This is a genomic window from Cytobacillus luteolus, assembly GCF_017873715.1.
Classification (GTDB): Bacteria; Bacillota; Bacilli; order Bacillales; family Bacillaceae_L; genus Bacillus_BV; species Bacillus_BV luteola.
Window position 1 is genome coordinate 339,567 of sequence record NZ_JAGGKM010000004.1, and the last position, 19,149, is coordinate 358,715.

General features: G+C 35.6%; 21 protein-coding genes. 4 read left to right on the forward strand and 17 right to left on the reverse strand.

The features are described from left to right. Nucleotides 1-7 precede the first annotated feature (7 nt). The 4 genes from J2Z26_RS13715 to J2Z26_RS13730 form a co-directional block, all read right to left on the reverse strand. Nucleotides 8-1,054 carry a hypothetical protein gene (locus J2Z26_RS13715; RefSeq protein ID WP_193535785.1) on the reverse strand — a complete coding sequence of 349 codons (1,047 nt, stop codon included), beginning with the start codon at nucleotides 1,052-1,054 and terminating at the stop codon, nucleotides 8-10. 242 nt (nucleotides 1,055-1,296) lie between these two features. Then, on the reverse strand, nucleotides 1,297-2,412 hold the full coding sequence (gene ald / locus J2Z26_RS13720; protein ID WP_193535787.1) for an alanine dehydrogenase: 1,116 nt from the start codon (nucleotides 2,410-2,412) through the stop codon (nucleotides 1,297-1,299). A gap of 279 nt (nucleotides 2,413-2,691) precedes the next feature. Further along, complete coding sequence (locus tag J2Z26_RS13725) at nucleotides 2,692-3,060, reverse strand: hypothetical protein (protein WP_193535789.1); 369 nt, start codon at nucleotides 3,058-3,060, stop codon at nucleotides 2,692-2,694. Between the two features lie 280 nt (nucleotides 3,061-3,340). After that, nucleotides 3,341-3,499 carry a hypothetical protein gene (locus J2Z26_RS13730; protein WP_193535790.1) on the reverse strand — a complete coding sequence of 53 codons (159 nt, stop codon included), beginning with the start codon at nucleotides 3,497-3,499 and terminating at the stop codon, nucleotides 3,341-3,343. 113 nt (nucleotides 3,500-3,612) lie between these two features. Between J2Z26_RS13730 and J2Z26_RS13735 the strand changes: the two genes are divergently transcribed. Continuing rightward, nucleotides 3,613-4,065 carry a universal stress protein gene (locus J2Z26_RS13735; RefSeq protein ID WP_193535792.1) on the forward strand — a complete coding sequence of 151 codons (453 nt, stop codon included), beginning with the start codon at nucleotides 3,613-3,615 and terminating at the stop codon, nucleotides 4,063-4,065. 138 nt (nucleotides 4,066-4,203) lie between these two features. Continuing rightward, nucleotides 4,204-4,521 carry a hypothetical protein gene (locus J2Z26_RS13740; protein WP_193535794.1) on the forward strand — a complete coding sequence of 106 codons (318 nt, stop codon included), beginning with the start codon at nucleotides 4,204-4,206 and terminating at the stop codon, nucleotides 4,519-4,521. 58 nt (nucleotides 4,522-4,579) lie between these two features. Here the strand turns inward: J2Z26_RS13740 and J2Z26_RS13745 are convergent, their stop codons facing one another. The 9 genes from J2Z26_RS13745 to sppA all read right to left on the reverse strand — a co-directional run bounded on the left by J2Z26_RS13745 (nucleotide 4,580) and on the right by sppA (nucleotide 12,096). After that, nucleotides 4,580-5,092, reverse strand: a complete 513-nt coding sequence (locus tag J2Z26_RS13745; protein WP_193535796.1) for a MogA/MoaB family molybdenum cofactor biosynthesis protein — start codon at nucleotides 5,090-5,092, stop codon at nucleotides 4,580-4,582. Then, nucleotides 5,089-5,934, reverse strand: coding sequence for an EcsC family protein (locus J2Z26_RS13750; RefSeq protein ID WP_193535797.1), 846 nt, complete (start codon nucleotides 5,932-5,934; stop codon nucleotides 5,089-5,091). The genes J2Z26_RS13745 and J2Z26_RS13750 overlap by 4 nt, the downstream gene beginning before the upstream one ends. A 126-nt stretch (nucleotides 5,935-6,060) precedes the next feature. After that, nucleotides 6,061-7,248 (reverse strand): acetate kinase, encoded by a 1,188-nt coding sequence (locus J2Z26_RS13755; protein WP_193535799.1) that lies wholly within the window; start codon nucleotides 7,246-7,248, stop codon nucleotides 6,061-6,063. 171 nt (nucleotides 7,249-7,419) lie between these two features. Further along, complete coding sequence (locus J2Z26_RS13760) at nucleotides 7,420-8,421, reverse strand: class I SAM-dependent methyltransferase (protein ID WP_193535801.1); 1,002 nt, start codon at nucleotides 8,419-8,421, stop codon at nucleotides 7,420-7,422. A 216-nt stretch (nucleotides 8,422-8,637) separates the two neighbouring features. Beyond that, nucleotides 8,638-9,138, reverse strand: a complete 501-nt coding sequence (tpx, locus tag J2Z26_RS13765; protein WP_193535803.1) for a thiol peroxidase — start codon at nucleotides 9,136-9,138, stop codon at nucleotides 8,638-8,640. 149 nt (nucleotides 9,139-9,287) lie between these two features. Next, nucleotides 9,288-9,761 (reverse strand): GerW family sporulation protein, encoded by a 474-nt coding sequence (ytfJ, locus tag J2Z26_RS13770; protein WP_193535805.1) that lies wholly within the window; start codon nucleotides 9,759-9,761, stop codon nucleotides 9,288-9,290. A gap of 17 nt (nucleotides 9,762-9,778) precedes the next feature. Beyond that, on the reverse strand, nucleotides 9,779-10,474 hold the full coding sequence (locus J2Z26_RS13775; RefSeq protein ID WP_193535807.1) for a DUF2953 domain-containing protein: 696 nt from the start codon (nucleotides 10,472-10,474) through the stop codon (nucleotides 9,779-9,781). A gap of 95 nt (nucleotides 10,475-10,569) precedes the next feature. Further along, on the reverse strand, nucleotides 10,570-11,070 hold the full coding sequence (locus J2Z26_RS13780) for an RDD family protein (protein WP_193535809.1): 501 nt from the start codon (nucleotides 11,068-11,070) through the stop codon (nucleotides 10,570-10,572). Between the two features lie 12 nt (nucleotides 11,071-11,082). Beyond that, nucleotides 11,083-12,096 carry a signal peptide peptidase SppA gene (gene sppA, locus J2Z26_RS13785; protein WP_193535811.1) on the reverse strand — a complete coding sequence of 338 codons (1,014 nt, stop codon included), beginning with the start codon at nucleotides 12,094-12,096 and terminating at the stop codon, nucleotides 11,083-11,085. 193 nt (nucleotides 12,097-12,289) lie between these two features. Here sppA and J2Z26_RS13790 point away from each other — a divergent pair, with 193 nt between their 5' ends. Further along, complete coding sequence (locus J2Z26_RS13790) at nucleotides 12,290-13,090, forward strand: NAD kinase (RefSeq protein ID WP_193535813.1); 801 nt, start codon at nucleotides 12,290-12,292, stop codon at nucleotides 13,088-13,090. A gap of 53 nt (nucleotides 13,091-13,143) precedes the next feature. Here J2Z26_RS13790 and mbcS read toward each other — a convergent pair whose 3' ends face one another. From mbcS to J2Z26_RS13810, 4 genes are all read right to left on the reverse strand, one after another. Continuing rightward, nucleotides 13,144-14,727: an acyl-CoA synthetase MbcS gene (mbcS, locus tag J2Z26_RS13795; protein WP_193535815.1), complete on the reverse strand. Its 1,584-nt coding sequence runs from the start codon at nucleotides 14,725-14,727 to the stop codon at nucleotides 13,144-13,146. A gap of 163 nt (nucleotides 14,728-14,890) precedes the next feature. Further along, nucleotides 14,891-15,094: an alpha/beta-type small acid-soluble spore protein gene (locus J2Z26_RS13800; protein ID WP_193535816.1), complete on the reverse strand. Its 204-nt coding sequence runs from the start codon at nucleotides 15,092-15,094 to the stop codon at nucleotides 14,891-14,893. Nucleotides 15,095-15,186: 92 nt separating this feature from the next. After that, nucleotides 15,187-16,398, reverse strand: coding sequence for a tRNA uracil 4-sulfurtransferase ThiI (thiI, locus tag J2Z26_RS13805; protein WP_193535818.1), 1,212 nt, complete (start codon nucleotides 16,396-16,398; stop codon nucleotides 15,187-15,189). A gap of 5 nt (nucleotides 16,399-16,403) precedes the next feature. Beyond that, nucleotides 16,404-17,549 carry a cysteine desulfurase family protein gene (locus J2Z26_RS13810; RefSeq protein WP_193535820.1) on the reverse strand — a complete coding sequence of 382 codons (1,146 nt, stop codon included), beginning with the start codon at nucleotides 17,547-17,549 and terminating at the stop codon, nucleotides 16,404-16,406. Nucleotides 17,550-17,809: 260 nt separating this feature from the next. On the opposite strand from J2Z26_RS13810, the gene brnQ reads away from it, so the two are divergent. Then, nucleotides 17,810-19,123, forward strand: coding sequence for a branched-chain amino acid transport system II carrier protein (gene brnQ / locus J2Z26_RS13815; protein ID WP_193535822.1), 1,314 nt, complete (start codon nucleotides 17,810-17,812; stop codon nucleotides 19,121-19,123). Nucleotides 19,124-19,149 lie beyond the last annotated feature (26 nt).

The window sequence follows — 19,149 nt, forward strand, 5'->3', positions numbered from 1 at the left end:
ATTAACTTTAGTTTGATAAAGTTTTCTCTTCTGTATTTGTCTCTATTCTTTCAAATTGGTCACACATGTAATCAAATAATTTATGATTAAAGTTTTCTTGATTTCTAATATAGCCTGATAATATTTGATACCTTTCTTCCTGTTGTCTCAAATAGTCTAAAAGGTTGTTTAAGACCTGTTTTTGTTCTTCAATAAACTCCATTAATTCAATATCATCTTCCTTATGCCTTAATAGCTCCTCTGAGAACTTTCTTTGCAAGCCTTCGTGGTTTTCAACATTATCGATTAGTTGACTATACATTTTAGCCTGATCTAGCACTTTTTCAACTAGCTCTAAATGCTCTTTTTCAAGGTTATAATAGTGGAGATGAAGTTCCTCTTGAAGCTCCTTCATGCCTTTATATTCATCAGTAACTTCTGTATTTAAAAGCTTTTGTTTATCGATAAAATCTAATATCGGTAACATTTTATCATTTTGTTCTTCCCGGATTTCCTTATCACTCTTTTTAAGACGTTTAAATCTCTTAAAGATCTTTTTATTGAATTTCTTTTGCACTTCAATAAATTTGTATAAAGGTGTTAGCTTCTTCTCTTGTTCTTTAAACTTATCTTCTGTCTCACTTTTTACTTTTTGGTAGTCCTCATAAATGTTTTTGTTTATTTTATCCTGTTCTTCTGACGCTTTCTGTAATGCACCAATCTTTAATTGTAATTCATGTAGCTTGCCATCATGTCCATGTAGATGACTGTTTAGGTACTGTTCGTTTTCTTGTACCAATGAAGACAACTGTTTGATTCGGTTTGCTTGTTCGGTTATGGAAAGCTCGAATTGCTCATGCAGATTTCCGTGCTTGGTGGCCAGGTCAATAAGGTTTAGGTTATTTTTTCTTACCTTATCTGATATTTCTCTATTAACGATAGTTTGGTTTTCTATATGTTCTTTCAACACACTTGTATGATACATGTTTTGATTATTTATAAGTTCCTTGAAATGAGTAGGGCTAGGTCTGAATATATGCTGATTCGAGTTATTTATATAAGGTTGGGAAGTCATTTGACTCTCTCCTTTTCAGTGAAAATTTCGCAAATTATTCTTTATTTTATTTAAATACCTATACTTTTGTGACTTAGACCTATAGAGATCATATGCTAATTAGGGTTTGGATCATTATAAATACTCAAGAAAATGTAATAAATATGAGCCATAAAAAAATAACGGTATCTCAGTCCACTTGAACAACATCGCAATGTCTGCCGGACTGAAATACCGTTATTATTATAAAGCTATAGCAAAAATTAATTTAATAAAGTTCTTGCATCTGAGTATGCAAGTTCGTGTGATTCTGCAACAGCTTTGTATGTTACATAACCGTTTAATGTATTGATTCCTTTTAATAAAGCTTCATTATCTAAACATGCTTGCTTGTACCCTTTATTTGCAATTTGAATTGCATAAGGTACTGTAACATTCGTTAAAGCAATTGTAGAAGTACGCGGTACGGCACCTGGCATATTTGCTACTGCATAGTGTACTACATCATGTTTAACATAAGTAGGATCATCATGAGTAGTTATACGGTCAGTCGTTTCAAAAATTCCACCTTGGTCAATTGCAATATCTACGATTACTGAGCCTGGTGCCATTGATTTTACCATTTCTTCAGTAACTAGCTTAGGTGCTCTTGCCCCTGGAATCAAAACTGCACCAATAACTAAGTCAGATTGGGAAACTGCTTCAGCAATGTTTAAAGGATTTGACATTAATGTAGTAATGTCTTTACCAAAAATGTCATCAAGTTGACGTAAACGATCTGGGTTTAAGTCGATAATTGTTACTTGTGCACCTAAACCAATTGCCATTTTAGCAGCATTTGTTCCAGCTACACCACCACCGATAATTGTTACTTTTCCACGACTAACACCAGGAACTCCAGCAAGTAAAATTCCTTTTCCACCCTTTGGTCTTTCAAGGAATTGTGCACCCAACTGGGATGACATACGTCCTGCTACCTCGCTCATAGGTGTTAATAAAGGTAGTGACCCGTTAGGAAGCTGAACCGTCTCATAAGCAATACCAACTACTTTGTTGTCGGTTAATGCCTTTGTTAACTCAGGCTCTGGAGCTAAGTGTAAATATGTAAATAAAATTAATCCTTCACGGAAATATTGATATTCAGATGGTAGTGGCTCTTTTACTTTCATAACCATATCCATTGACCAAGCCTCAGAAGCAGTATCTACTATTTTAGCACCAGCATTTACGTAATCTTCGTCAGTAAAATTTGAGCCAAGGCCTGCATTTGTTTCGATAAATACTTCGTGTCCAGATGTAATTAGGTTCACTACACCAGCTGGTGTCATCGCTACACGATTTTCATTATTTTTTATTTCTCTAGGTACACCAATACGCATTAAATAATTCCTCCTACTAATTATAATTTCAGTAACTACTCAATTATGTAAAATAACATACTAAAACGGCTCACCTTGAGGATTTTAGTATATTCATTAATCTAAAAACCTAAAGTAAAGAGCTAATAACGTCTCTACTATATCACCATTCTTAAAATTGTTAAACAATTTTCTTCGCTAATTGGCAAAATTTGATTTTACTGAATAATTCAATAATGAAAACCCTTTCAAACTAGTTGTATTCATTACAAAAAGACTCTCCTTTTATATGAGAGTCTCCTATTCACGTTCCCATACCCAAGTATACAGATGGTCATCTTGTTCCTGCCAGGAAACATCTAGTCTTTCAATTGAAGAGAATCCCTTGTCCTCAAGAAATTTTACTAATTCCTCAGCTTTACTCGCCTTGCTAAGAGGAATTTCACTAAATAGATTTGTAACCTCTTGTTTTGCTTGTAACCCTTTCATTTCATGTTGCCCTTTCTGGAAGACATATTTGAAAGGATATTTATACTCCCATTTTGTAATCGATTCCGAATCATGTACAACTACTTTAAATAAGACTGATTCCTTCATTACTTCTGAACTGTTCGAACTAAACCCAAAAAGAATGACGCAAAGTGAAAAGATAAATAAAATCCCTCTCATAAAAATCACCTCATCAATAGAATGAGGAAAAACTTGGATTTTTATACATGGCTCTTTTGCGAAGAGAATGTGAAATTTTATAAATATAAATTAAATTAAGAGTGGATTGGAGCGGAAGGCACTTGACTCCTGCGGGAAGTAGAGGAAATGTCGAGACCCCGCAGACGCAACGTCGAGGAGGCTCGACTTCCTCCCCGCGGAAAGCTAGTGCCTGCAGTGGCAAGAAACGTTCCTTGTTCAATTTTGAAACCTAGAATAGCCAAATAATGTTTATTAATGATTATATTTCTTCTTCTTCACTGTTTACTGCAGTTGAATTTAACACATGATATTGATCAACAAAGCCACTGAAATAGGCATTATGTAATTGCTCATTCACTTCACTTGTACCAGTTTCATCAAACAGTAATTCTTGCATTGGTATATCCTTATCAGTCATAACCATTCATCTCCTAATGTTCACCATATTTACATTTCTAACTTAGTTTCTGCTATTTTATGGGTGTTATACTGTATATAGGAAGTATTTTGAAATTAAAGGGAGGTTCTCTTATGAGCTTAACTTATACTAAAATTCTTGTTGCTGTTGATGGATCAAAGGAATCTGATTGGGCATTTAAAAAGGCAATTGAAATCTCAAAACGTAACAATGCTAGCTTAGTCATTACACATATTATAGACACAAGGTCTTTTGCAACTGTTGAAGCGTATGATAGGTCAATTGTGTTAAGAGCTGAAAAGTTTGCTAAAGAACTTTTAGATGAATATCACACACGAGCTGAGAAAGAAGACGTCAAAAACTTATATACTGTTTTAGAATATGGGTCCCCAAAAGTTAAAATAGCAAAAGAAATCGCTCCAAAGCATGAAATAGATTTAATTGTATGTGGTGGTTCAGGCTTAAACGCAGTAGAACGATTCTTAATCGGAAGTGTCTCTGAAAACATCACACGTTCTGCAACCTGTGACGTTTTAATTGTAAAATCTGAAAAAGACGAACACTAATGAAAAAGCAAAAGCATGAAGATAAGTCTTCATGCTTTTGCTTTTATACCTATTTCTGTAATTCTTACTTTTTGATGGAATGTCCTAGTTTACTAGTGTACAATTAAACACAGAAATCACCTCTTGGGGGTAAACTGAATGGACAAAACAATTTTCACCTTTAATGAACGATTAGGAATTCATATTCCCGTTTTATCAAAGGATTGGGATGAATATAATAAAGAGAAGCAGAATGCGATTTTACTTCAATGGGAAAAGATTAGGGGGAGGATACCTGATCGAATTTCAGAATTAGAACGTGAGATTAATCGAAAGCAAGCAGAGCTTGATAATGAAGATAATTTCCCACGATCCTGTTTACTCAATTCTCAAATATCAGACCTTGCTTCTATTATTAATGACCTTTGGCTTTGGTATAGATTGAACCAAAGTGTGTCCATGAAGGGGCACCAATAAACAAGGAAGAAAATAAGACCTAACTTTGGTATAACTAAACCCAAGGTTAGGTCTTATTTTATAAATCTTTTTTAATCTCTCTCACTACATGGCCAAGTTCCGGGATAATGAGTTTATTCATTGCCAACTTAACGGCACCTGTTGAACCTGGAGTAGAAAAGATTGCCGTATTTTTTGCTACACCTGCTATCGCCCTTGATAAAATAGCAGATGAGCCTATATCTTCAGTGTAACTTAGCATCCTAAATAATTCACCAAAGCCTACAATCTCCTTTTCTAAAATCTCCTCTATCGTTTCAATCGTAACATCTCGTTTAGCAATCCCAGTTCCACCATTCGTTAGGACTACATCAATATTTGGGTTTTCACAGCCAGCTAATACTGACCTATGAATAGCTTCTTTTTCATCTTTTACAATTTCATATTCTATGATTTTATGTTCATGTTCCAGAAGAAAGGCTATCATTGTTTTCCCGCTTTTATCTGTTTCCTCTGATCTAGTATCACTTACTGTAATGACCTTACAGTTCACTGTTAATGGCGCTTGCTGTTTATGCTCTAGTGAACTCATAGAGAGAGACCTTCCTTTTCCTTTAAATAGCGGAGTTGATAATATTTATGTGCAAATTCAGTTACTTTTCTTGTTAACTGGTAATTCATACCTGCACCAATCGCCATTCCAATTAATGGAACTCCTTGTACAATTTTCCTTCTAAAGACGATAATTAACATGGCTTTCATTAATTGTTTAAGTGGATGTGCCATCCAAGTTACGTCAGTAAGCTCATCACTTCCCTCATAAAAGAAAAAATGTTCATCTGTTCCATCTAGCTCATCAATTAAACCTTCCCAGCCTTTGTGCTGAATGGAGTTTGGCAGGGTTGCAGCATGGAACACCTTTAGAGAAGTCATCATTTCATGTGGAGTATTCACCTCATATCCATACGTCATAGCAATTAATTGGACCACTCGTAAATTAATAATTGTCATCGCTGGAAGGTCCGAACCAAGTAATAATACACCACCTGTTCCAGTCAAACCACCTTGGGCAACTGAATATAATCTATGTTTAGCAATTTGATGATCAGCTAGATAAATTAACTGGTCAATTGATAGGTTTTTTAGATCACTAACATCTTCAATTTCCTTATAAAAGGTTCGGGCTGATGTAAGTATTCGTTGACGGGCATCCATTTGAAGTTGAGTTCCTTGTATAGCGGCATGCAAATGAAAAAGCATGTTATCTAATTTAAGAAAAAATTCACTCCTAACTTCCTCTGGAATTAACTCAAATGCTCTTTCTAACCATTTATTGTACGTTGCTTCAAAGTCATTTGGTTCATATTGATAGAGCTTTTGTTCCCATGTTTTAATTTCTTCTACTACTTGTTTTTCTCTTGAAGTTAAACTCAAGCTTAAAACCTCCCGCTACCATTTTTACCTTATTATGTATTATACCATAAGTAGAGCATTCACCCTCACGAGTTATATGTACAATAAAAAACCAGGTGATTTCAAGGTAATCACCTGGTTTGGGTTTTATTGAGCTAATCTAACAACGTCCCTTGCAATCATCACTTCTTCATTAGTAGGAATAACAAGAACTTTAACAGGGGAGTGTGGATAGCTAATAAACGCTTCTTCTCCACGTACCTTGTTTAATGTAGGATCCCAATATACTCCCATAAATTCTAAACCTCTTAATACTCGAGCACGAATTGTATCACTATTTTCACCAATACCAGCCGTAAAGATGATTGCATCAACTCCAGACATACGTGCTGCATATGACCCTAAATATTTATGAATCCTGCTTGCAAAGACCTCTAAGGCTAATTCTGCGCGCTCATTTCCTTCTCCAGCCTGTTGTTCAATATCCCTTAAATCACTAGAAAAGCCTGAAACACCAAGAATACCACTTTTCTTATTCAAGACATCTAGTACTTCGTCAGCAGTTTGCCCCGTTTTTTCCATAATATAAGGAATTAATGCAGGGTCAATGTTACCAGATCTCGTCCCCATTGCCACACCAGCTAAAGGAGTGAAACCCATCGAGGTGTCTATGGACTTACCACCTTCTATCGCAGCAATACTGGCACCATTTCCTAAGTGACAAGATATTAAGCGAAGCTGTTCCTTTGGTCGGCCGAGTAGTTGAGCTGCTCGTTCCGATATATATTTATGGGATGTCCCATGGAATCCATACTTTCTAATACCATACTTTTCATAATACTCATATGGCAAGCTATATAGGAATGATTTTTCGGGCATCGTTTGATGAAATGCAGTATCAAAAACTGCTACTGCAGGAACATCTGGTAGCACCTCTTTAAAAGCCTTAATTCCGGTTATATTAGCTGGATTATGTAAAGGTGCTAATTCAGATAATTCTTCTATTTTACTAATGACCTCATCAGTCAATAAAACAGAGTCATTAAAGATTTCACCACCATGAACCACTCGATGGCCAATACCTTGTATTTCATTTAAAGATTGAATGATCTCAAGGTCCGTTAGTTTTGCAAGTAATATTTTTACGGCAACAGAATGGTCAGGTATTTCTGTCGTTTCTGTCTGTTTGTTTCCGTTCACTGTTATATTGAAAATAGCATTATCTAGCCCTATACGCTCAACTAGCCCTTTTGTTACTACTTTTTCACTAGGCATTTCAAACAACTGAAACTTTAATGAAGAGCTTCCTGCATTTATTGCAATTATTTTAGACATTATATAATCCTCCTAATCATTCTACATCCAAGGTGACTACGCATATTATCTAGGTTATTTTGTGCAAAATGAGTCAATTTATATCCCACCCATTTCATTTAACCATTGAGGATTACAGATTATCAATATGTAGGATAGAAAGGTGCTTTTTTTGTCAAATATATATGTCTATTAAACTGGGCTAGACTCTGATTTTTCTTCTTTAAACCATTCATTGATTCTTTCGATAATGTCATTCATAGCAACTTTATTCGAGAACTTAGGTAAGTCTACTAATAGAGCCTGCTTAGGAGGAATTATAGTTGCTCCCTTTCTTTGAAGGATAAAAATACTTTTGGCCGCACTTTCACTCGCAAAAAGGGAAATAGGTAGTTGAATTAACCCTTGAATAAAACTGTTATCTTTTATATATTGGTTTAATTTAACTGCTTGTTCACTATTAAACAGGGAATTCGGTATTAAGAAGAGTAAATAACCTCCTTCTTTAACTTGTTTCATACTTTGCTCTATAAATAAATGGTGGGAGTATGAATGACCCTTTTCTGCACGTAATTCAAACTTCTCTGCACCAATATCATTTGGATAATATCCAACAGGTAAATCACTAACAACCATGTCAACTGGTTCGATAAATAGCTGCTCTAAGCTATCCTGATTAAATAACTGAATCGAATGCTGTTGGAGGTTCGCACTTACATAAGCTAGCTTTACTAATAGGTCATCGATATCAACACCAAAGCCAGTTATTTCTTTGTTGCTATTTTGATTCAATATAGTCGTTAGTAGATTGCCTGAACCAATTGCTGGGTCTAAAATTGTAAAATTACTTTTCTTTTCCATCAGTTTCGTTATTAAGTAGCTAATAAATAGGCCAACTGTATCAGGTGTCATTTGATGATTTGGTTGTGCGCTATTTTTCATTCCTTTTAGAATAAGAAGCTGAAACGCTTTTCTAATTTCCTCATTTGAAAACTTGTCCATTTTAATTAGACTGTACTCTTTTTCAAGTCTTTTTTTGGTAAGTTCTGAAACTTCATCTTGAAGGATTGTTTCGTGGAATAGATTTTCGCCTGTTTCGGCAATAGCATCTAAATAGGAACATGAAAGTTCTTCTTGAAGTATTTCTGCTGTTTTATTTAACACTGTAAAAAGATGTTCTACAGGAGAGTTCACTCCGATTCCTCCTTTTTATACTGTTGATTTAAGCTACAGGCACTCGCTTTCCGCGGGCGTTCCGTGAGCCTCCTCGGCGCTTTGCACCTGTGGGGTCTCACTTTGACGCGCTTCTCCCGCAGGAGTCTCGTGCCTTCCGCTAAAATCAACGTTATCAATCTCACAAAAGCTTAACGAAACAAAAGGTGTCAGGTACAATCCTGACACCATTTTTTCTTACTGAGCTGCTTTTACTGCTTCGATTGCCGCTTCATAATTAGGGTGATTTGTTGCTTCACTTACATACTCAACATGAGTAACTTTGTCATTGCTATCAACTACAAATACTGCACGAGCTAATAAGCGTAATTCTTTAATATGTACACCATATGCTTCACCAAAAGATAGGTCTCTGTGGTCAGATACTGTTTGAACATTCTCAATTCCGTTAGCTCCGCACCAACGTTTTTGAGCGAAAGGTAAGTCAACACTTACTGTAAGTACCTTTACATTTCCAAGGCTTGTAGTTTCCTCGTTGAAGCGACGTGTTTGAGCATCACATACACCTGTATCAATTGAAGGTACAACGCTAATTAAACGTACAGAACCTTTTGAATCAGCCAATGTAACTGGTGATAGATCATTTGCTAGTACAGTGAAGTCAGGTGCTGTATCTCCAACCTTCACTTCATTTCCTAATAATGTAACTGGATTATTCTTAAATGTGATGTTTGCCATTGTGGTTCCTCCTACTAATTATGATATGTACAGTGTAAATCATAGCTTTATCAATGACTTATTGCAATTATAAAGTACCAAAAAATAGTTATTTTTAAAGGGAAAGCAAAAAATAAGTTAACTGCCCAAGTAGACAGTTAACTACTGTATTAAATGTCAAAATCCTGTTTTGAAACTTGTTGTTGTCCACCTTGATTTGATTGGTTATTTTGTTGTCCTTGATTATTCTTTTTAAACATTTGTTGAATTTTATCTACTGCTTGTGGTGCTAGTTCAAGAATTTTTTCATATAAATGCGTACTTTCATCTAAGTGTAGCAATTTCACACCTGATGCATTCACAATTAGAAAGGCAATTGGAGTAATGGATACCCCACCACCACTACCTCCACCAAACGGAAGCTTGGACCCACCACTTTGTTGTTGGTCACTTTTATTTTCTTGCTGCCCTGCTTGGAATTCACTACCACCGGCTGCAAAGCCAAAACCAACCTTTGAAACTGTAAGAATTACACTTCCATCTGGAGTTTCAACTGGATCACCTATGATTGTATTTACATCAATCATTTGTTTAAGATTTTCCATTGCTGTGGTCATTAATCCTTGAATAGGATGTTCGGACATTCTTACTACCTCCTATATTAAACTGATTTGTTTTGATTACCTGATAACATGGAAAGTGGCTTTGTTTTAAACTTTGGTAATCCACCTTTCCAATATTTAATCAGTCTAATTCCTGCTAATATAGCATGCCCTATCCTAAAATGAAAAATACATGATAATTTCGTTTCGGAAATTGGGATTTGAAAGGAAGGTGTAATCGAAATGGTTGGATGTACCATCAATTTCATATATTGACTTATTACTCCTATTAGTGTTCCTTTAAGGGACCATCCTAATCCAACAATTAATCCAGTTTGCGCGGCATCCCCTATACCAAGGGTTGTATTCCAATTAAATTTAGTTATGTATACCTTGCTTAAGAATAGCCGTACAATTTTATGTATGTTCACAACATGTTGCACGATTATTGTCGTATCTTCAATACCCAAAAGAATGTCTCTAGGTGTAAATTTGTTTTTCCCTTTATTACTTTTGTCTTTCTGGTTACCCGCGATTTCTTCATGTTTAACAACAATCCCTGGTGATTCTTTGTCTATTTTGATTAATGGTATTTTAATTGTATAGCGGAGTATTCCAGACCAAGCGAAAAGTTTTATGATTATATGGTCATCATCACCTGCGTGGTGAAGATCAATAATAACTTTTAGTTTAGTAATTGAAACAATAATGAGTAAAAATACTAGTATGCCAACTATTGTTAGTAGCCAATTCAATTAGAGTACACCACCCTTCCCTCAATCTTTCAGTATCACCTTGTAAAAAAAAAATAAACCTACTAAATCAATCTAGTAGGTTTAAAATTTAACGATTATTTTTCATGTATAACAGTTGTATCTGCAAATATATCGTGAAGACCCTGCTTTTTTGGTAAAAAGGCCACTAAGATGTACCCAATGAATAAAAACTTTGAAATAAACTTACCGATAAACTCTCTAAAAAAGACTGTAGACCACTTTATATTTTCACCATGTAGTTCGATTACTTTTAGACCAAATATCATTTTCCCTAAGGTTTGGCTTAAGAATTTTGTCATAAGTACAAAATACAAGTAAAATGTGATGGCTGTTGCTACCGAGCTGATTGCAAACATATTTGAATCTGATAGAGGAAATTCAAAATAACGTAATACAGGATAGATTATAATTCGATTAATACTCCCAATCACAATTAAGTCCACTAAGTACGCCCAAAATCTCATCCAAAATCCAGCATAAGGTACTGCAGAATTAGCATGTAATGGGTTGGAGTTATGCTGCTTGCTCACTTCTTCTATTTGATCTTCATTTGATTGTACTATTGTATGATCCATCTCCCACTCCCCCTATTCAGCATATAAATACATTAAACGTGGTGAGTTTGGCTGTGACAATATCTTCATTAACCCTGCCATCTCAAAGTCATCACTAAAGATTCTTTGTGCACCCATAGAAAATATAGAACCAAAGCCATAATTACTTTCATATTCAACTACTCTTATATTTCCTAAATTATGGTCGCTTTTCATGGCTTCAACAGCATCTTCAAAATAACCAAGCTCGTCAACTAGGTTTAATTCTTTTGCCTGTCTACCATCATAAATACGACCGTCAGCAATTTTCTTTACCTGAGATTCAGATAGATTACGTCCTTGTGAAATAACGTCAACAAACCCCGAATACGCATTGTCAACCAATGACTGCAAGATTTTGCGCTCTTCTTCGGTCATTTCACGGGTTGGTGACATGATATCTTTATATGGACCACTCTTTATCGTTTGGAACTCTACCCCGTATTTTTCGGCTAGCCCACCATAGTTAATACCTTGCATAATTACTCCAAGTGAACCAGTAAGTGTATCAGGAACAGCATAAATTTTATCAGCAGGAGCAGAAATATAATATCCTCCTGAAGCAGCCATTGTTCCCATGGACACATAAACAGGCTTATTTGTTTTTTCTTTGAATTCTACAAGCTTATCATGAATTTGTGCGCTTTCTACAACTCCTCCACCGGGTGAATTCACACGAACCACAATTCCTTTAACAGTAGAGTCCTCAGTTGCAGACTTAATCATTTCTAAAAGAGAGTGATGATTATATCCTGCTGTATCAAATATCGAAGGGACGGTCTGACCCGTGTCTTGAATAACTCCATTAATATTTAACACTAATATTTTATTTGTACCGCTTCCTTCGATTAGAACATTTTCAATAAATTGATCTTCAGTTGCCGAAAGGAAATTTTCTGACCAACCTCCGAAATCCTTAAATGCAACTGCAGTAGCAAAATTAATTATGATTGAGAATATAAATAATCCCGCTGCAATCCCTAAAGCTGCCCAACGTTTGCCATTCATATGTATTACTCCTCCTTAACAATCTGTCACATATTATTACGAACTTGATCATTAATAGTTTCAAGAAAATGGTACACTATATTCAAAAGCTGTACATGTAACCATTTAATACTAGCTTATTTTGGATAAGAGAATCAATTAATAGATATTGTACATCATAGTATTTAGAAAGAAAGCTTAAGGAGGTTTAAAGATGCCACATCGTCGAAATATTTATTTTTTCTATAAAAAAGAACCTGAAATAATGAATGAAATTAAACCACTATTCGAGATGGCCGAAAGATATAATTTTACCATCGTTAATGATCACACAACTGCAAATATTATAGTAAGTATTGGTGGAGACGGTACGTTTCTTCAAGCTGTTCGTCAAACAAATTTCCGAGATGACTGCTTATATGCAGGTATCTCTACATCTGGTTCATTAAGTATGTACTGTGACTTTCATCTCCGGGATATTGAAAAAATGATTGAAGCAATGAATCTCGAACAAATAGAAGTTAGGCGCTATCCAACAATTGAAGTTCAAGTCGATAATACAGCTTCATTTTATTGTTTAAACGAGTGTTCTATTCGTTCACCAATTATTAAAACCTTTGTGATTGATGTATATATTGATGACCTACATTTTGAAACCTTTAGGGGAGACGGAATGCTTGTTGCTACTCCAACTGGAAGTACTGCCTATAATAAATCAGTAAACGGAGCAGTAGTTGACCCTCTTTTACCATGTTTGCAAATTAGTGAATTGGCTTCTCTAAATACTAGCCAATACCGTACTTTAGGTTCCTCATTTATTCTTAGTGGTTCTAGAAAGTTAAAACTTCGCGTTGTCCAAGACGGAAATGACTTTCCAATCATCGGTATGGATAATGAAGCTGTAAGCATTCGCCATGTAGATCAAATTGATGTAAGACTTAGCGACAAGGTTATTAAGATGGTTAAGCTAAAAGATAATTCCTTCTGGGAAAAAGTGAAAAGAATCTTTCTATAAAAGTAAAACAGACAGCCAATATCATATGGCTGTCTGTTTTGTTTTTGCAATACTTAAGCTTGCTTTGCCAATTCCTTTTGTCTCAATTCGATTCTACGAATTTTCCCAGATGTTGTTTTAGGTAACTCATCGATAAATTCTATCTTACGAGGGTATTTATAAGGCGCAGTTAGCTCCTTAACATGATCTTGTAATGTCTTGATTATATCCATCGGTGCACTACTGTCCACACCTTCTCTTAAGACAATGTAGGCTTTAACAATATTTCCGCGAATTTCATCCGGACTTGCTACTACAGCACATTCTTTTACAAACGGATGCTTTACCAGTGCATCTTCTACTTCAAAAGGGCCAATTGTATAGCCAGAGCTTATTATAATATCATCTCCACGACCTTCAAACCAAAAATAGCCATCTTCATCCTTTTTGGCCTTGTCACCTGTTAAATAATACTCACCACGGAACTGCTTTGAAGTTCTTTCTGGGTCCTTATAATAGTGTTTAAACAGGGCGGGTGTTTCTATATGAACTGCAATATCTCCAACCTCGCCAACCTTACATGGGTTACCTTCTTCATCGATAATTTCTACACGATTTCCTGGAGTCGGTTTACCCATTGAACCAGGTTTAATTGCCATCCCTTTTAATACTCCGACAAGAAGCGTATTTTCTGTTTGTCCGTACCCATCACGTACCTCAATATTAAAGATACGCTTAAATGTATCAATTACTTCTCTGTTCAAAGGCTCACCAGCTGAAACAGCACTATGAAGGGCTGGTAAAGAGTACTCATGAAGGTTTTCCACCTTCGCCATAATTCTATATTCTGTTGGAGTGCAGCAAAGAACATTTACAGAGTAATCACTTAATAACTGTAGGTACTTTTCAGGGTCAAATTTCCCATTATAAACAAAACCTGTTGCACCTGTACATAACGTAGAGACAAACGGACTCCATATCCATTTTTGCCAACCAGGCCCTGCAGTCGCCCAAACAGTATCTCCTTCGCTACAGCTTAACCAGTTAGCCGCAGCTGTTTGTAGGTGAGCGAAGGCCCACCCATGTGTATGGACAACACCTTTTGGGTTTCCTGTAGTACCAGAAGTATAAGACAAGAAAGCCATATCATCCCTTTTTGTATCTGCAGTTTGCAATGTGTCTCTTTCCTCTTCCATCAACTTGTCTAGAAACAACCAATCTTTTTCCTCTTTGCCTACTACAAATCGTAAAATACTATTTATCTCATTAATATTTTCAAATTGATCAACGTATGGATAGTAACTTATTACCCCTTTTACCTCACCATGAGTAATACGATACTGTAGATCCTTCTCTTTTAACATTTCTGAGCTAGGAATTACAATTAATCCTGCTTTTAATGCGCCTAAGTAAACAATATAGGCTTCTATCAGCCTTGGGATAATGACAAGAACCTTGTCTCCCTTTTCTAAACCTTGTGAAAGTAAAGCGTTTCCAACTTTATTTGCACTACTTATCAATTCAGCATATGTAATTTGACGCTTTTTTCCACTTTCATCTTCCCACTTAAGAGCAATCTTTTCAGGATTTTGAGTAAACTTTTCAACCTCATTTACTAAATTGTAACTTTCAGGTGCTATTAGATTTTCTCTCTTCACTTGATTTCCCCCTCGCTCTTTTATAGTACAATTCAAATTATACTAAATTATCCAACAGTTTTGAATAGTATTTTACTATAATTTACATAAATATTAGTAGTGCAAATACAGTAAAAAGGACGAGCAATTAAGCTCGTCCTTGTAGCCATTTATATAATTTTAGTTACGCGCGAGTACCACTCATTTGAGATTGAGCTAAAGATACAAGACGTTTAGTGATTTCACCACCAACAGAACCGTTAGCACGTGAAGTAGTATCTGCACCAAGATTCACACCGAATTCTTGAGCGATCTCATATTTCATTTGATCGATAGCTTGCTGAGCTCCAGCAACTAATAATTGGTTTGAGCTATTGTTGTTTGCCATGTGCTTTCACCTCCTTGTGAGTATATATTGTGTAAAAACACATGGCATCATTCACAGAAAAAGTTGGTAATTGTTCACAGAATATACATCTTCTAGAATAAATCGTTGAATTCAGTCTGAATAGGATCTTCTCCCGCTTTAAAGTCAATGATTTCAACTGACTCTATTGCTTTTTCAATTAATTGATTGAAATCAACAAAGCTTTCATAATGCTCAACCTTTTCTACTTTTGGCTTAGTTTTCGGTGCGCTCGGTGTAAAAATAGTACAACAGTCTTCATATGGCAAAATGGATATATCATGTGTATTAATCTTTCGTGAAATTTCAATGATTTCCGTTTTATCCATTGAAACTAATGGACGGATAATCGGTGTTGATGTTACCTGATTAATGGCGAACATGCTCTCAAGAGTTTGGCTCGCAACTTGCCCAAGACTCTCTCCTGTAGCAATAGCTAGTCCATTGTTTCTATTTCTTATTTCATCTGTAATCTTTAGCATCATTCTTCTGGTTGAAATAAGCGTATAATTCTCTGGTACTTGTCCCTGAATTGTTTGCTGAATATCAGTAAACGGTACAATATATAGCCTAATATTCCCACCATATTGAGCCAGTTTTCTAGATAAATCAATCACCTTTTGTTTTGATCGTTCATTTGTATAGGGAGGACTAAAGAAATGAACTGCCTCTATATGTAGTCCACGCTTCATTGCCAAGTATCCTGCAACAGGGCTATCAATCCCTCCTGATAACATTAACATTGCTTTTCCACTAGTACCTACAGGAAGACCTCCCGCACCATAAATATCCTTACAAGTGATATATGTTGCTTCCTCACGGACCTCAACACGTAAATTAATATCGGGATTTCTTACATCTACCTTTAAATCCTCAGTGTTTGTAAGAACGTGACTTCCAATCGCGTAATTTAATTCATTGGTGTCTAATGGGAATTGTTTAAATACTCTTTTGGCAGTCACTTTAAACGTTTTACCACGGTAACCAACATCCTCTATAGCTGCCAGAGCAGCCTGCTTAATTGAGGACAACTCACTTTCAATCTTCATAGCAATACTAAAAGAATGTATCCCAAATACCATTTTTAGTAGCTGTGTAATGTCTGCTATATTTTCCTCGCCATTAAGCTTTATATAAATCCGGTCTCTTGTCTTCTCAATTGTCAACTTAGGGAAATCCGCTAGTTTAATTTTGATATTATAAGACAACTGGTCTATAAACTTCTTTCGGTTTCTCCCTTTCGTTGAAATTTCTCCATATCGAATTAATATATGATCGTATTTCATTTTAGCTACCTCATTATCTTTTCAAGTTTGGTTAGAGAATCTCTAATAGCCTTTATAACTATATCAACATCCTCAACCCTATTAAAGTGGGTCAAGCTGATTCTAATTGAGCTATTAGCTGATTGCTCATTTTTGCCCATAGCCAAAAGTGTTTTACTAGGTGCTTGTTTTTTAGAAGAACAGGCTGACGTAGTTGAGACATATATCCCTTGTTCCTCTAACATATGAACAAACACCTCTGATTTTAAGCCATTTATTGAGAAATTAATAATATGCGGTGCTGATCTCTCGTTAGGTGTATTTATCGTTATTAAAGGGAGATCCGCGGAGAGTTTATCTATAAACGCCCTCTTTATTATATTCATTTTTGAAATTTTATTATCAATATTTTCAAACGTCATTCTTAATGCCTTAGATATTGCTACAGCTCCTGCAGTATTTTCTGTTCCCGATCTATAACTATTTTCCTGAGCACCACCTGAAATGAGTTGTGTTAACTCAACCCCGGATCGGATATAAACGATTCCTGTCCCCTTTATACCGTGAAATTTGTGTCCAGAAATAGTGCAAAGATCAATATTTGCAGATGGAAAATGTAAAGGCACCTTACCAACACCTTGAACATGGTCTACATGAAACAATATTTTAGGATAATCTTTAAGTAACTTGCCAATTTCTGTTATCGGTTGAACAGAACCAACTTCATTATTTACGTGCATGATTGATACAAGAATGGTTTCATTGCGAATTGCAGTTTTAATATCCTCTATATGTACTATACCATTTTCATCTGGCTTAACGTAGGTTACTTCAAACCCTAATTGCTCAAGTTGTTTACAAGCCTCTTCTACAGAAGGGTGCTCAATGGAAGATGTGATAATATGGTTGCCACGTCTTTTATTAAACAAGGCTACTCCCTTTATAGCGAGATTGTTTCCTTCTGAGCCTCCAGAAGTAAATATGATTTCAGAAGGCTTACATCCCAGAATATTTGCTACATTCTCCCTCGCTTGTGTTAATAATCTTTCAGCTGTACTACCTAACCGATGAATAGACGATGGGTTACCAAAGTAATCCTTTGACACTTTTATAAATACGTCTAACACCTCATCATAAGGTATGGTGGTTGCACTGTTGTCTAAATAAATCATAATAAAGCCTCACTTCTTCTCGGGGTCGATTGTTGACTCCTGTCTTTATCATGCCTTCAATATTAACATAATCGTTTTTTGATGAAAACATATGTAGGTACATTCATAATTCCTAATAGTATGCAAATGTTAAAATAGTCATCTATATTAAAACTGACAAAATTATACTAAAATTTAAACATTTTTAAATTTCGACATTATTCGATTTTGCTATGATATTATGAAAACGTATTCACGTTTACGAAAAACAGGGGGACACTATGAAAGACATAGTACTGAAAAAACGAGAAATATTGACAATCGGTTTAATGCTCTTTGCCTTATTCTTTGGAGCAGGAAATATGATATTTCCACCTTTATTAGGTCAATTGGCAGGATCGAATGTGTGGATTGCCATCTTAGGATTTTTACTAACAGGAGTCGGGTTGCCTCTTTTAGGAATTATTGCGATAGCATATTCAGGTGGTAATCTTCAGTTAATTGCAAATAGGGTTAATCCATTATTCGGATTCATTTTTACGCTAACACTTTATATGGCAATAGGTCCATTTTTCGGAATTCCTCGTACAGCTACAACTGCTTACGAAATTGGGGTTGTTCCTTTTCTTGCAGCTGAGCTAAATGGCAATATTAGTTTAATGGTCTATACAATGATTTTCTTTCTAATAACCTACCTATTATCTCTAAACCCTTCTAAGCTAGTGGACAGAATTGGAAAGTACTTAACGCCAGTATTACTAGTTGTTATTGCTTTCTTAGTTGGGAAAGCCCTTCTTTCACCGATGGGTTCTCTGCAAACCCCTGCAGAAAGCTACGTACACTCTCCCTTCTTTACAGGGTTTATCGAGGGCTATCTGACAATGGATACGATTGCAGCATTAGTCTTTGGTATTGTGATTATTCATTCGGTAATGGAAAAAGGAGTCACCAATAGAATATCATTATTGAAAACATGTACAATTGCTGGTCTCATTGCAGCAAGTGGACTTGCTATCGTATATGTTTCGTTGGCCTATCTTGGGGCAACAAGTGTAGAGGCAATTGGCTATGCAGAGAACGGAGGTATTATACTATCCACGTCCGCAAGTTACTTATTAGGTTCAGTTGGGACTAGTATACTCAGTATCGCAATTACTTTTGCTTGTTTAACCACAGCTGTAGGATTAGTATCAGCATGTGCAAAATATTTAACAACACTTACAAACAAGATTTCGTACAAGTCATTTGTTGCACTTCTAACAATTTTTAGTTTAGGTGTAGCTAATATTGGACTAACGCAACTTATTGCATTTTCCGTGCCAATCTTGATCATTATCTATCCTTTAGCAATTGTACTCATCCTACTTTCTTTTGCACACCCACTTATCGGAGAGAAAAGTATGATATATTCCTTAGCACTCTTAGCCACAGGTCTTATTAGTATATTTGATGGTCTTAATAGTGCTGGAATTGAGTTTCCTTTACTCTTACAATTTTTCAAAGAATTTTTACCTTTATATGAGCAAGGTATCGGTTGGGTGGTTCCAGCAATTATTGGAGCAATACTCGGTTATATACTCTCTATGAGAAAATAAGTATACATTAAGGCCCTTATGAAAAA